Below are 12,815 nucleotides of genomic sequence, written 5' to 3' on the forward strand. Positions count from 1 at the left end.
GGCGTGGTGGCGCAGGCCCGGGAGGTGTCGGCGTGCCGCAGCCACTGCGCGACCGCGGGCACCGGGCCGAAGTCCTGCCGCTCGGCCAGCGCGGTCATGGCGCCGCAGGCGGAGTGCCCGCACACGACGATGTCCGGGACACCGAGCACCGCGACCGCGTACTCGACGCTCGCGGTCACCGCCTCGGCCCCTGGACCGTAGGCCGGGACCAGGTTGCCGGCGGTCCGGATCACGAACAGCTCACCGGGCTCGCTGTCCGTGATCAGCTCCGGGACCACGCGGGCGTCGGAACAGCCGATGAACAGCGTGTGCGGCGCATGGGTGCCGGCCAGGTGCGCGAACAGGTCGGCCTTGCGCGGGTGGACGCTTTGCCGGAAACGCCGGACGCCGTCGGCGAGGTCACGCATGGGTCACTCCCTTCGGTGGGTGGTGCCGACCTCCCGTGGCCGACACGAACCACCATGCGTGACGTGGACCTATAGAGTCCAAGACGCCTCAGCGATGAGAGCTATTGGTGGCATCTATACGACGTCCGGTGCGGCCCCGCGCGGCTCGGGCGGCCGTCGGCCGCGGGGGAGTGTCAGTGGCCGCTCCTAAGGTGATCGAATGATGTCGACCACTTCCCCGGGCCAGCCGCTGCCGACCGTCGAGGACGCCTGGGCGCGCATCGGCGCCTGGCTCGCGGAACACGCCCCGCTGAGCCGGGCGCGGCTGCGGCCGCCCGCGTCCCCCGAGGAGATAGCGGATGCCGAGCGGCGCCTCGGCGTGACGTTCCACCCGGAGCTCGTCGCGTCGCTCCGCTGCCACGACGGCGTCGAACTGGACGACGGAGCACCGGTGTTCGCGCTGAACGGCCCGTTCGCCGGTGTCGCCGCCATCGTGGAGAACACGCTGTTCCTGCGGTCCGTCGGCGAGGACGTCGATGACCTCTACGACGACGAGGACGACTCCGAACTCAACGCCTACTGGCGCCACGAGTGGCTGCTGATCACCCACGGCGTCGCCTGGGACGCCCAGGACGGCCTGTTCCTCACCTGCCGCCCGGGCGACGACTACGGGCGGGTGGGCGACTACTTCAACGAAGACGCCCCCTCGTTCAGCGACTGGGCCTCCCTGCGCGCGGCCGTGTCCGCGTTCGCCGACGCCCTGGAGCGGCGGTTGCCCGTCGGGGGCCGGGTTCCGCTGGCCGTCGACGGAAAGCTGATCTGGGAGGAGGCCACCCGCACCGTCAAGGCCGGGCCCACCTCGCTGCTCGACCTCGCCGCACAGACGCCCGAGCCCGAACCGAGGCCCGTGCGCCCGCGACCGGAACCACCGAGGAACGGGGCGTACGCCACGATCGGTTTCGCGGGGCCCCGGACGCCCCGGCCCCGTCAGCCGGACCTCGTCCTCGCCGAGGGCGTGAGCGCGGAGCAACTCCTGCTGCGCGCCGGTGTGGTGGGCCGGGAGTCCGTCCGGGAGCGCACCCACGCACAGGCCCGGCTGTCCGCGGCGAGCCTCTGGGCGGCATCCCGGCCGCTGGTGCGCGCGGGGCACTGCGGGGACTGGGGGTTCCTCACGCAGAGCGCGGGCGCCGACCAGCTGACCCGCCCGGAGGTGCTGCGCAGGCTGGCCCGGGACACCCGCGTGGTGGCACTGACCAAGCACGGCCCCGAGGTACGTATCACCGTGTACGACAAGGGCCTTCCGTACGCCGAGGGCGCCCACGACCGCCTCGTGTCGTCGCCCCGCGAGGACTACGTACGGCTCCCGGACGGCACCGAGGCGCAGTCGATCGGTGTCGACCCGTGGCCGGGGTCGACCGCCGCCTACGCCGACCTCCTCGACGGCCTGCGGAGCGCGTACGGCATCGACTTCGACCTGGCGCGAGCGCTCGACGAGCCACTGATCAGCGGCCTCGTGCTGCCGGTCCTGGAGGACATCCCCGAGTGGTCGTGCCGGCCCGCGCCGGAGGTGCGCGACTTCGACCTGGGCGCGTTGGTCGAGCGCACCCCGGCCCCGCGGTTGCGTACGGCGATGGCCGCGCAGTTGCGCAGACTCGCCGCGGAGACAGGGCTCGACGCCTACGCCGAGGTGACGGGGACCCTGGAGACCGTCGAGCGCGGCGAAACCCCCGAACTCACGGAGGACGGCGCGCTCGACCTGCGTATGCGCACGCTCGCGGCCGAGGCGGCGGCTGCCCGGCCCGCACTGGAGCCGTCCTGGCGCCGGGAACGGGACGCGCCCGAACTGCCCGCCACACGGGAGGACTTCGAGGCGTGGCAGCTCCGCGTCGGCGCGGCGGACGCGCTGCGCCGCTTCCTTCAGCTGCCGTTGCCGGTCGCCGCGGCGTCCGTCCTGTACCGCAGGCTCAGCGTGGAATGGCGCAGCGAACTGGCCCAGGACCTGGCGATGTAGCGGGACCGGCCGGCGGACGGTCCCCGCGCGACGGAAACCCGGATGCGGGGCGCCGCACGGCCACCCTAGGCTGCGCCCGCGGGGGAGCACGGGGGCCCCGCATCGGCCGTCGGTGAATCGGAGACGCACGGGTATGACCAGTCAGCTGTCCGCGATCTGCTTCCACGCCACCCACCCCCCGGACCTGGCCCGGTTCTGGTCCGGCGTCCTGGGCTGGGAGCCCGCCGGCGGCCCGGACGGCGACGTCACGCTCGCGCCCCCGGACCCCGCCGGATTCCGCATTCGCTTCCTGCCGGGCCGGCAGCCCAAGACCGGCCAGAACCGGGCGCACTTCGACCTGACGAGCACCTCCCCGGAGGACCAGCGGCGGACGGTCGCCAGGGCGCTGGAGCTGGGCGGGAGCCACATCGACGTGGGCCAGCGCCCCGAAGAGGGGCATGTGGTGCTCGCCGACCCGGACGGCAACGAGTTCTGTGTCATCGAGGCGGGCAACACGTTCCTCGCCGACACCGGCGTCATCGGAGCACTGGCCTGCGACGGCACGCAGGAGGTCGGCTACTTCTGGAGCAAGGCGCTGGGGTGGCCGCTGGTCTGGGACCAGGACCAGGAGACCGCGATCCAGTCGCCGAGCGGCGGCACGAAGATCACGTGGGGTGGCCCGCCCGTGGCGCCGCAGACGGGCGCGAACAGGCTGTGCTTCGAGCTGACGCTCCCCGCCGGCGCCGGATGGGAGGCGGAGACCGCACGCCTGGTCTCGCTCGGCGCGAGGCGCACCGATGCCGGCACTGGCACCGGCATCGAGGGCGACGGCGGCCGGGTGCTGATGCTCGACCCCGACGGCAACGAGTTCTCTCTTCGGAGGTCCCTGTAGCGCCCCCACATGGCCTTTACATCTAGTTGACCTCAGGGTGTTGCAATCCCTTCAGTGGCCGACCATGCTGCATAACACTATGCAGCGCGGTCGGCGGTGTCCCGTTCCCGCTGCCGGAAAACTCCGCCGGCCCTTGGCCGTCGCCCAGCAGAACGGAGTAACCATGGCCGCCCTGGTCGAACGGCATTCCATCGACGTCGTCCCGGACGAGGAGCGGCACGGGACGGCGTTCTCGCAGTTCACCCTCTGGCTGGGTGCCAACCTCCAGATCACGACCGTGGTCACCGGCGGCCTCGCCGTGGTGTTCGGCGGAGACGTGGTCTGGTCACTGGTCGGACTGCTGCTGGGCAACCTCCTCGGCGGGGGCGTCATGGCCCTGCACTCGGCCCAGGGCCCACGCCTGGGACTGCCGCAGATGATCTCCTCCAGGGCGCAGTTCGGCGTCCGGGGCGCCGTGGTGCCCCTGCTGCTGGTCGTCGTGATGTACATCGGCTTCTTCGCCAGCGGCTCGGTGCTCGCCGGTCAGGCGGTCGGCAAGCTGACCCACCTCGGCACCGTCCCCGGCATCATCGTCTTCGCCCTGGTCACCGCCTTCATGGCCACCGTCGGGTACCGCATGGTCCACGCCCTGGGGCGGGTCGCCAGCGTCGTGTGCGCACTCGCCTTCGTCTACCTCGGCGTCCGGCTGCTCCAGCGGATCGACCTGGGGGAGATGGTCCACCAGCACCACACCTTCGCCCTGCCCATGTTCCTGCTGGCGATGTCGCTGTCCGCGTCCTGGCAACTGGCCTTCGGTCCCTACGTCGCCGACTACTCGCGGTACCTGCCCCGCACCACCCCGGCCCGCACGACCTTCTGGTGGACCCTGTCCGGCACCGTGCTGGGCGCCCAGTGGTCGATGAGCTTCGGCGTCCTCGCGGCGGCCTCCGCCGGCACGGCCTTCGTGGACGACCAGGTGGGCTACGTCGTCGGGCTCGGCGGCGCGGGCATCATCGCGTCGTTCCTGTACTTCGTGATCGCGCTGGGCAAGCTGACCATCAACGTGCTCAACACCTACGGCGGCTTCATGTCCATCGTGACCAGCGTCAGCGGCTTCCGGGGACAGCGTGCCGTCTCGCAGCGCGGCCGGATGCTCTACATCGGCGCCATCATGGTGGCCGGCACCCTGCTGGCGCTGGCCGGACGCAACTCCTTCCTGGACTCCTTCGCCGACTTCCTCCTCTTCCTGCTGGCCTTCTTCACCCCGTGGTCGGCGATCAACCTCGTCGACTACTACCTGATCTCCCGCGAGCGCTACGACCTGCCCGCACTCAGCGACCCCGACGGCCGCTACGGCGGCTGGCGCCTGCCCGCGCTGTCCGTCTACGTCATCGGCCTCGCCGCGCAACTGCCGTTCCTGTCCACGAGCTTCTACACCGGCCCCCTGGTCACCACGCTGGACGGCGCCGACATCTCCTGGATCGTCGGCCTCGTCGTCCCGGCCGGCCTCTACTGGCTCGTCGGCCGCCGTCAGTCCGGCACGGCCCTGCGCACCGCCGGCGAGGCCTCCCGCGCGGACGAGCCCGAAGGTGTCGGCGGCATGCGCTGACGACGAGGGTGCCGCCCGGCGTGCGATCCGGTGCCGTGGACCAGGTATTTCAGGGCTAAGATTTCTGGAACAGGTCCGCGACGGCTGGTGACATGGGGAGGCGCGGCATGGCGGCGAAGAGGGCGGCCCAGCGGGATGCCGTGGCGGCGATCATCGAGGACTGGGCCCGGGAACGGCCCGAACTGGACACGGCCCCCCTCGAAGTCCTGGCCCGGCTGCACCGCACCTTCCTGCGCTACAACGCCGAACTGGCCGCCGGCATAGAGCGGCACGGGCTGGCCGTGGCCGGCTTCGACGTGCTGACCGCGCTGCGCAGGGCCGGCAAGCCCTACCGGCTGACCGCGGGACAGCTCGCCGACTCGGGCCTGATCTCCTCGGCGGGGGTCACCCTGCGGATCGACCGGCTGGAGAAGGACGGCCTCATCGTGCGCGAACGCGACGCCGGGGACCGCCGGGTCGTCTACTCGCGGCTCACCGACGCCGGTCTGGCCAAGGTCGACGAGGTGTTCGCCGAGCACCTGGACAACGAACGCCGGATGCTGACGGACCTGTCCCCGGCCGAGCGGCGCCAGCTGGCCCGGCTGCTGTCCAAGCTGGAGCGGTCCATCGTGGCTTCGGCCGAGACGGAGGAAGAAGCGGGGGAGGGTGCCGGGAGCTGACCCCCGGCATCTCCCGGCACCCTCCCGGTCCGTCAGCCGGCGGCCTGTGCCTCGGCCTGCTGCCGGTACAGGCGGCGCAGGCGCACCACGCCCAGGTCGTGCTGGTAGAGGTTCTCGAACCCGTTGGCGTCGGCAGGCATCGCCTCCAGCATCACCCGGTCCTGCTCCAGGACCTCCCAGTGCCGCTCCTCGATGAGCGTCCGGTACAGGAACCGCCAGGTGTCCCGCTGCCAGCCGGACACCTCGCGGTAGCGCCAGAAGAAGACACCGGTGCGTCCGGCGTCCACCGGGCAGGCCATGCCCACGATGCCGAAGGGACCGCCGGGGCCCGCCGACGGCGGGTACGGGATGGACAGGTCGACCCAGTCGACCCCGGTCCGGCACAGCTCGACCCAGTCGAAGTTGACGCCCCGCTGGTCGGTCTTCTCGAAGAAGTAGCCGCGGTCGGTCTCGCGGATGCGGAACTTGGCCTGCGTGTCACCGTCGTACATCGTGTGCGACTCGTGGTGCAGAAACGCGCCGTGCATCGGGTCCATCAGGTTCTCCACGGCGTAGCGCCACGGCACGTTCCACTCGGCGTAGCAGAGGATCGCCGCGATGTCCGGGTCCGTGAGCGGCTCGGGGAGGGTGAGGGGCGCGGGCTCGGGATGCCGCTCGTCGCCGAAGTAGGCCAGGATCGCGCCGGCCACCTCGCGCACGGGCAGGGAGGTGACCAGCTTCTTGCCCTCCAGGTTGCAGCCGGGCAGCCCCGGCACGGAGGAGACGGTGCCGTCGCCCCGCACCTCGACGCCGTGGTACCAGCAGGCCACCCGGTCGCCGAGGTGTTTGCCGAGGGAGAGCGGGGCGCCGCGGTGGGGGCAGCGGTCGGCGAGCAGGGAGAGCGTGCCGTCGGCGGTGCGGAACAGCAGCCAGTCCTCGCCCAGCGCGGTGACCCTGCGCATGCCGCCGGGCTCGACGAAGTCGGAGGGGACGACCGGGTGCCACTGGTTGCGCAGCCCGTGCGCGTAGACGTGGTCGGCGGTGACGTCGGTGGTCAGGCTCATCTCAGGCTCCCAGGCGGTGCATCTCGGTACGGAAGGACTCCTCGGTCCAGGGCGCGCCGTCGGGGGTGCGCACCTGGCGGGCGTTGAGCCCGGCGACGACGTCGGCGAGGTCGTGGCCGTCCCGGGTGAAGATCTCTTCGAGGGTGCGCGCGAGCTTCGTCTCGTACGGGGTGGGTTCGTGGGTGCGGGACTGGTGGGGGTCGAGGTACGGCCAGGCGCCGGCGGTCATGGGGTTCTCCGGAGGGACGACGGGACAGGGGCTTACAGGTCGAGGACGAGCCGGTCGGAGGCGCAGCGCGAGACGCAGATCATCATCGTCTCGCCCGCGCTGTGCTCGGCCTCGGAGAGCAGCAGGTCACGGTGGTCGGGGGTGCCGGCGAGGACGCGGGTCTCGCAGGTGCCGCAGATGCCGTCGCGGCAGGACGAGGGCACGGACACGCCCGCCGCCTCCACCGCCTCAAGGACGGAGGTGTCCGCGCCCACCGGGACCGTCAGGCCGGACCGGCGGCACTCCACCTCGAAGGCGGAGTCGTCGCCGGACCGCTCCACCGCCGGGGCGGCGAACCGCTCCAGCCGCAGCCGGCCCGCCGGGCACGCCTCCTGCACGGCCGCGAGCAGCGGCTCGGGCCCGCAGGCGTACACGAGCGCGTCGTCCGCCAGGCCGGTGAGGGCCGCGGCCAGGTCGATGTGGCCCAGCTCGTCGTGCGGGACGAGCGTGACCTCGCCGCCGGTGAGCCGGGCCAGTTCGTCGCCGAAGGCCATGGAGGCGCGCGACCGCCCGCCGTGCACCAGGCGGTACGGGGTGCCGTCGCGGTCGGCCTGGCGGGCCATGGCGAGGATCGGGGTGATGCCGATCCCGCCGGCGACGAACACGTAGGACCCGGCGGGCTCCAGCGCGAAGTGGTTGCGCGGGCCGGCCGCCTCCACCGTCTGCCCGGGACGCAGTGCGGTGTGGACGTGGCGCGACCCGCCGCGCGAGGCGGGCTCGTCCAGGACGGCGATCCGGTAGGTGCCGCAGTCGGCCGGGTCGCCGCACAGCGAGTACTGGCGGACGAAGCCGCCGACGCGCAGGTCCAGATGGGCGCCGGGGGACCAGGCGGGCAGGGGCTTGCCGGCCGGGTCGGTCAGCTCGACGGACAGGACGCCGTCCGCCTCCCAGGTCATGCGGCGCACCAGGAGTTCGAGCCGCCGCTCTTCGCTGTCGCTCATCGAAGGGCCTCCCTAGGCGGTGGGGATCGAGACGGGCGGGGTGAAGGGCGTCTTCATCGGGCCGAGCGCCGCGAGGTCCACCTCGACGAGGCTCGGACCGTCGGCGGCCAGGGCGCCCCGGATCACCCCGTCGGCGTCGGCCTCCGCGGCGATCCGCGCGTACGGCAGTCCGCAGGCGGCGGCGAGCCCCGCGAAGTCGGGGGTGTGCAGGTCGACACCGGAGCGACGGTCGCTGTACCGGTCCTGCGTGTTGCGCAGGACGCCGTAGCCTCCGTCGTTGAAGACGAGCAGCAGGAGCCGGGGCCGCTCCTGGGCGAGGGTGAGCAGTTCGCCGAGGTGGACGGCGAGGCCGCCGTCCCCGGCGATGACCACCGTCGGCACGTCGGGGCGGGCGAGCGCGGCGCCGATGCCCATGCCGAGCCCCTGGCCGATGCCGCCGCCGCGCGGGAACACGTTGGCGCGCGGATCGTGCATCGGCAGCAGCCGGTTGCCCCAGGTGGAGGACGGGATCGTCACGTCACGGGCGATGACGGCGCCGCGCGGGAGGGCGGCGGTCAGCGCGTCGCAGACGGCCGCCTGCGGGCCGATGCCCTCGCGCAGCGCCGCGCGGACCTCGTCGCGCACGGCGCAGACGCGGGCGGTCCAGTCAGGGTCGGCGGGTGCGGCGGCCCCGGTCAGGGAGGGCAGGACGCGGGCGGCGTCGCCGCGCAGGGCGTGCCGGACGGGGTAGACCCGGCCGAGTGCGGCACGGTCGACGTCGATCTGGACGTGCGCGCCGGGCAGCTTCAGGCCGTAGTCGGCCGTCTCGTTGGAGCGGAAGTGGGTGCCGACGGTGACCAGGGCGTCCGCGTCGGCGAGCAGGGACCGTACGGCGGGCGTGGTGGCGAAGTTGCCGATGACCCGCGGATGGTCCTCGGGGACCGCGCCGCGCCCGGAGTTGGAGGTGATCAGGCCGGCGCCCGTCGTCTCCAGCAGCGCGAGCAGTTCCGGCCGGGCCCGGTTCGCGCCGCCGCCCGCCCAGATCAGCGGGCGCCGGGCGGCGGTCAACAGCGCCCGGGCACCGGCCAGTTCGGCGGGATCCGGGGCTGCGGGGGCCTCGGCGGTGGCCGGCGTCCCCGGGGTGTCCACCTGAGCCGCGTACTGGAGGTCGACCGGCCACTCCACGCTGGCCGGACCGCCCGGCACGGCCAGCGCCGTCGCGGCGGCCTCGCGGAGCAGGCGCCCCGCGCTCGCGGCGTCCGGCACCGTCGCCGCGTACGCGGACACGGCGGCCAGCATGCCGAGCTGGTCCCTGGTCTCGTGGATGAAGCCCCGGCCCTCGCCCAGGTAACGGCTCTCGATCTGCCCGGTGACGTGCAGCACGGACGTCCCCGAGGCGAGCGCCTCCACCAGGGAGCCGGCCGCGTTGCCGGCGCCCGTGCCGGTGGAGGTCAGCGCGCAGCCGAGGCCCCCGCGGGCCCGGCCGTAGCCGTCGGCGGCGTTCACGGCCGTCGCCTCGTGCCGTACGGGCACGAAGCGCAGCTCCCGGTCGACGGCCTCGACGAGCGGCAGGTTGTGCACGGACACGATGCCGAAGACCGTGTCGATGCCGAGTTCCTTCAGGACGGCGACCAGCAGGTCGCCCCCGTTGCGGTATGTCATGCGTGCCTCTCAGAGGATGCCGCGGCCGACCCCGCCGCAGACGTCGATGGCCGTTCCGGTGATGTACGAAGCGCGCGGCGACAGCAGGGTCACGACGGCGTAGGCGACCTCCTCGGCCCGGCCCAGCCGGCCGAGCGCCACGCCCCGGTCGGCGGCGAGCCGCGCCTGCCACTCCCCGTAGCCCAGGCCGGAGTCCTCGGCGGCGTGCCGCCGGGTCCACTGCCCGGTGTCGATCAGGCCCAGGCAGACGGAGTTGACGCGGATGCCCTCGGCGGCGAGTTCGACGGCGAGCGACTTGGAGAGGTTGAGGATGCCGGCGCGGGCCGCGCCGGTGGTGATCAGGCGGGGCTCGGGCTGCTTGGCGAGGACCGCGTTGACGTTGACGACACTCGCCGCGTCCGAGTCCCGCAGATGCCCGCGGGCGGCCTTCAGCGGATGGAGGACACCCGCGAACTTCAGCTCCAGTTCGTCGCGCCAGTCCTCGGCCGTGGTGTCGTCGAGCCGCTTCATCCGGGACTGGCCCGCGTTGTTGACCAGCCCGTCGACGCGGCCGAAGCGCTCGGCCGCCCGGTCGACGAAGCCCCGCACGGCGTCCGCGTCGCGTACGTCGCACACCGCGGTCAGCAGCCGGTCACCGCCGTCCAGGCCGGCCGCGGCGTCGGCGAGACGGCCGGCGTCCCGGCCGCAGGCGGCCACGTTGGCCCCCTCGGCGAGCAGCGCGCGGACCGTGGCCAGGCCGACGCCCGAACTGCCGCCGGTGACCAGGACGGTCCGGTCGGCGAGACCGAGATCCATGAGTCGCTCCTGTGTGTCAGTGCATGGTGAAGCCGCCGTTGACGGCGATCACCTGGCCGGTGAGATAGCGCGATTCCTCGCTCAGCAGGAAGGAGACGAGACCGAGAAGGTCGTCGGGCTGTTGCGGGCGGGAGATCGCGCGGTGGGTGGCGTACAGCGCGTGGCGTCCGGCGGGGACGGACTCGGTGGCCTCGCACTCGGTGAGGCCCGGGGCGACCGCGTTGACGGTGACGCCCTGCTCCCCGAGCTCGCGGGCCATGCCCCGGGTCAGGGCGACGACCGCGCCCTTCGAGGCGATGTAGTGGGCCAGGCGCGGGGAGCCGTACAGGGCGGCGTCGGAGGCGATGTTGACGATGCGGCCGGGCCGGGCGAGCAGCGGGTGCAGGGCCTTGGCGACCAGCCAGGGGCCGCGCGCGTTGACGGCCATCAGCCGGTCCCAGACCTCGACGTCGATGTCCTGGAACTCCTTGCCGCCCACCCCGTTGGCCAGGGCCGCGTTGTTCACCAGGCCCCACACCGGGCCGTACGGAGCCACGGCCTCGGCGAGCCGGGCGACCGACGCGGGATCCGCCACGTCGCAGGGGACGTACCGGGCGTCGCCGCCCTCGGCGCGGATCGCGGACGCGGTGCGCTCGCCCCACTCCTCGTTCAGCTCGGCGACGACCACGCGATGCCCGTCCGCGCCGGCCCGGCGGGCCATGGCCTCCCCCAGGCCACGGCCCGCCCCGGTCACGACGACCGTCCGCACCGTGTCAGTCACGGGTGACGCCGTACAGCGGCGAGTACTCCGGGTAGGTCGGCACCTGCGGCTTCCGCGTGCCGATGATCACGCAGAACAGCGCGTCGCTGTCGCCCTCGTTCTTCAGCGACCGGGTCACACCGGCCGGCACCACGATCATGTCGCGGTAGCCGAGCGTGCGGTACTCGGCCTCGTCCGGGCCCCGGTGGATGCCCACCCGGACCTGGCCCTCCAGGACGAAGAACGCCTCCTCCACGTCGTGGTGGGTGTGGGCGGGTCCCTCGGCGCCGGGCGGGAGCAGCATGTTGGAGAAGGTGAACCCGCCGGAGGGGATGATCCGCCCGTCGTCGTCGTGGTTGCCGGTGGCGCCGGAGCCGACGTAGCGGATCTGCGCCCGCTTGAACTGCGGGCCGGCCTTCTCCTGGAAGGAGAGGGTGCCCCAGTCGGGCTCGCGCGAGGCCCTGCTCGCGATCAGGGAGTCGGTGTACGTGCCGAGGTCGCCGCCGTTGTCGTACTCGGTGGTCTCGAGGGGCATGTCAGTCCTCCGTGAGGTGGGTGGTGCGCTGGTTGGTGACGATGTGCAGGTGGGACAGGACCCAGGCGTTGAAGCGCTCGGGCTGTTCCTGGTGGGCCAGGTGACCGGCGTCCTTGACGATCACGTAGGCCGTCTTGTGCAGGCCCCCGGCCAGCGCCTGGGCGGCGTCCGGCCCGGTGACCCGGTCCTGGTCGCCGCAGAGCACGAGGGCCGGGGCGGTGATCCGCGCCAGGTCGGCGCGCAGGTCGGCGGCGGCCATCGACTCGGCGGCGTGGGCGTACCCGGGCAGCCGGACGGCGGCCGCCATGGTGTCGACGACGCCGCGGACGAGGCCGGCGGGCGCGTCGGGGGAGACCAGCCGGGGGCCGCGCAGCTCGGCGAACGCGCGTGCGCCCAGCCGCTCCAGCTCGGGCACGCGGGCCCGCATCGCGGCCGCCTTCTCGGGGTCCGTGCCGGAGCCGGCGCTGGAGTCCGCGACGATCAGGGAGGCGACGAGGCCGGGGTGGCGCGCGGCGAGCCGCAGGGCGACGACCCCGCCCCAGGACACGCCGAGCACATGGGCCGGGCCGCCGCGCCGGCGGACGACCTCGGCGGCGGCGTCGGCGAAGCCGTCCAGGTCCAGCGGCCCGTCCGGGTCGGGTGAGCGGCCGTACCCGGGGGCGTCCCAGGCGACGACGCGGAACTCGTCGGACAGCGCCGCCAGTTGGGGCGCGAAGGACGCGGACGACGAGCCGATGCCGTGCAGGCACAGCAGGAGGGGCCCGTCGGTGCCGGCCTCCTCGACATGGACCTCGGCCGGGGCATCGAGGGTGATCGGGGCGGTCACAGGATCTGCCCCGGGCGTCCGGCGATCGCGCCGAGGGAGCGCAGGACCGCGTACGGGACGACCGCACTGGTCGCGGGGGTGTCGGGGTCGGGGGTGTGGGACGCCTCGAAGCGGTAGGCACCGTGCGGGCCGGATGCCTCGACGACGTGCCGGGTGCGGATTGCCGCCGGGTCGGCGACGACCCGGACCCGGACGGCGTCCAGGTCGCCGACGGCGAGGGCGACGGAGGCCGCCACGTTCGTCGACCGGGGGAACTTCACCGGCACCTCGCGCGCCGTGCCCCGCATCACCTCGACCGGCCCGGTGGCGGTGCGCAGCCGGTGCAGCAACTCCGCGTCCATCCAGAGCTGTTCGAGCGTGCCCGGCAGTTTCGTGGTCGTCAGCGTCACCTCGTCCAGGGGGCCCAGCGCCCGTACGGCCTGGAGCAGGTCGAGGCCGCCGACCGCGCCGCCGGTGAAGTACACCCGGCCGGGGCCCGCGCCGAGGAGGCGTTTGGCGAGGTCCTCGTCGGT

At 73.5% G+C, this 12,815-nt stretch carries 14 protein-coding genes; 4 read left to right on the forward strand and 10 right to left on the reverse strand.

Annotated features, from left to right (window positions below; translation table 11 throughout):
- A partial coding sequence (locus GTW67_RS17920; RefSeq protein WP_161165833.1) for a carbonic anhydrase occupies positions 1-407 on the reverse strand: 407 nt, incomplete at its 3' end.
- Between the two features lie 199 nt (positions 408-606).
- Here GTW67_RS17920 and GTW67_RS17925 point away from each other — a divergent pair.
- The 4 genes from GTW67_RS17925 (at position 607) to GTW67_RS17940 (ending at position 5,515) form a co-directional block, all read left to right on the forward strand.
- A complete protein-coding gene (locus tag GTW67_RS17925) occupies positions 607-2,397 on the forward strand; it encodes an SMI1/KNR4 family protein (protein WP_161165834.1) in 1,791 nt (596 codons plus the stop codon).
- A 133-nt stretch (positions 2,398-2,530) separates the two neighbouring features.
- Positions 2,531-3,268 (forward strand): VOC family protein, encoded by a 738-nt coding sequence (locus GTW67_RS17930; protein WP_161165835.1) that lies wholly within the window; start codon positions 2,531-2,533, stop codon positions 3,266-3,268.
- 163 nt (positions 3,269-3,431) lie between these two features.
- A complete protein-coding gene (locus tag GTW67_RS17935; RefSeq protein WP_161165836.1) occupies positions 3,432-4,856 on the forward strand; it encodes a purine-cytosine permease family protein in 1,425 nt (474 codons plus the stop codon).
- 107 nt (positions 4,857-4,963) lie between these two features.
- Positions 4,964-5,515 carry a MarR family winged helix-turn-helix transcriptional regulator gene (locus GTW67_RS17940; RefSeq protein WP_202437374.1) on the forward strand — a complete coding sequence of 184 codons (552 nt, stop codon included), beginning with the start codon at positions 4,964-4,966 and terminating at the stop codon, positions 5,513-5,515.
- 32 nt (positions 5,516-5,547) lie between these two features.
- Here the strand turns inward: GTW67_RS17940 and GTW67_RS17945 are convergent, their stop codons facing one another.
- From GTW67_RS17945 to GTW67_RS17985, 9 genes are all read right to left on the reverse strand, one after another.
- Complete coding sequence (locus GTW67_RS17945) at positions 5,548-6,558, reverse strand: Rieske 2Fe-2S domain-containing protein (RefSeq protein WP_161165838.1); 1,011 nt, start codon at positions 6,556-6,558, stop codon at positions 5,548-5,550.
- A gap of 1 nt (position 6,559) precedes the next feature.
- Positions 6,560-6,787: a recombinase-like helix-turn-helix domain-containing protein gene (locus tag GTW67_RS17950; protein WP_161165839.1), complete on the reverse strand. Its 228-nt coding sequence runs from the start codon at positions 6,785-6,787 to the stop codon at positions 6,560-6,562.
- Positions 6,788-6,819: 32 nt separating this feature from the next.
- A complete protein-coding gene (locus GTW67_RS17955; protein WP_161165840.1) occupies positions 6,820-7,767 on the reverse strand; it encodes a PDR/VanB family oxidoreductase in 948 nt (315 codons plus the stop codon).
- Between the two features lie 12 nt (positions 7,768-7,779).
- A complete protein-coding gene (locus GTW67_RS17960) occupies positions 7,780-9,408 on the reverse strand; it encodes a thiamine pyrophosphate-binding protein (RefSeq protein WP_161165841.1) in 1,629 nt (542 codons plus the stop codon).
- Between the two features lie 9 nt (positions 9,409-9,417).
- Positions 9,418-10,203 carry an SDR family oxidoreductase gene (locus GTW67_RS17965; protein ID WP_161165842.1) on the reverse strand — a complete coding sequence of 262 codons (786 nt, stop codon included), beginning with the start codon at positions 10,201-10,203 and terminating at the stop codon, positions 9,418-9,420.
- A 16-nt stretch (positions 10,204-10,219) separates the two neighbouring features.
- The gene (locus tag GTW67_RS17970; protein ID WP_161165843.1) at positions 10,220-10,963 is read right to left on the reverse strand and encodes an SDR family oxidoreductase; all 744 of its coding nucleotides are present in this window, start codon (positions 10,961-10,963) and stop codon (positions 10,220-10,222) included.
- On the reverse strand, positions 10,956-11,477 hold the full coding sequence (locus GTW67_RS17975) for a cupin domain-containing protein (protein WP_161165844.1): 522 nt from the start codon (positions 11,475-11,477) through the stop codon (positions 10,956-10,958). The genes GTW67_RS17970 and GTW67_RS17975 overlap by 8 nt, the downstream gene beginning before the upstream one ends.
- 1 nt (position 11,478) lies before the next feature.
- Positions 11,479-12,303, reverse strand: coding sequence for an alpha/beta fold hydrolase (locus tag GTW67_RS17980; RefSeq protein WP_161165845.1), 825 nt, complete (start codon positions 12,301-12,303; stop codon positions 11,479-11,481).
- Positions 12,300-12,815 (reverse strand): aspartate dehydrogenase domain-containing protein (locus GTW67_RS17985; RefSeq protein WP_161165846.1); only part of this gene is annotated, 516 nt, incomplete at its 5' end. The genes GTW67_RS17980 and GTW67_RS17985, both read right to left, overlap by 4 nt.

The organism is Streptomyces sp. SID5910, assembly GCF_009862125.1.
Classification (GTDB): domain Bacteria; phylum Actinomycetota; class Actinomycetes; order Streptomycetales; family Streptomycetaceae; genus Streptomyces.

Coding starts and splice junctions, on each gene's coding strand:
- GTW67_RS17935 (WP_161165836.1), top strand. CDS start 3,432: ATGGCCGCCCTGGTCGAACGGCATTCCATCGACGTCGTCCCGGACGAG.
- GTW67_RS17955 (WP_161165840.1), bottom strand. CDS start 7,767: ATGAGCGACAGCGAAGAGCGGCGGCTCGAACTCCTGGTGCGCCGCATG.
- GTW67_RS17945 (WP_161165838.1), bottom strand. CDS start 6,558: ATGAGCCTGACCACCGACGTCACCGCCGACCACGTCTACGCGCACGGG.
- GTW67_RS17925 (WP_161165834.1), top strand. CDS start 607: ATGATGTCGACCACTTCCCCGGGCCAGCCGCTGCCGACCGTCGAGGAC.
- GTW67_RS17940 (WP_202437374.1), top strand. CDS start 4,964: ATGGCGGCGAAGAGGGCGGCCCAGCGGGATGCCGTGGCGGCGATCATC.
- GTW67_RS17975 (WP_161165844.1), bottom strand. CDS start 11,477: ATGCCCCTCGAGACCACCGAGTACGACAACGGCGGCGACCTCGGCACG.
- GTW67_RS17950 (WP_161165839.1), bottom strand. CDS start 6,787: ATGACCGCCGGCGCCTGGCCGTACCTCGACCCCCACCAGTCCCGCACC.
- GTW67_RS17960 (WP_161165841.1), bottom strand. CDS start 9,408: ATGACATACCGCAACGGGGGCGACCTGCTGGTCGCCGTCCTGAAGGAA.
- GTW67_RS17965 (WP_161165842.1), bottom strand. CDS start 10,203: ATGGATCTCGGTCTCGCCGACCGGACCGTCCTGGTCACCGGCGGCAGT.
- GTW67_RS17930 (WP_161165835.1), top strand. CDS start 2,531: ATGACCAGTCAGCTGTCCGCGATCTGCTTCCACGCCACCCACCCCCCG.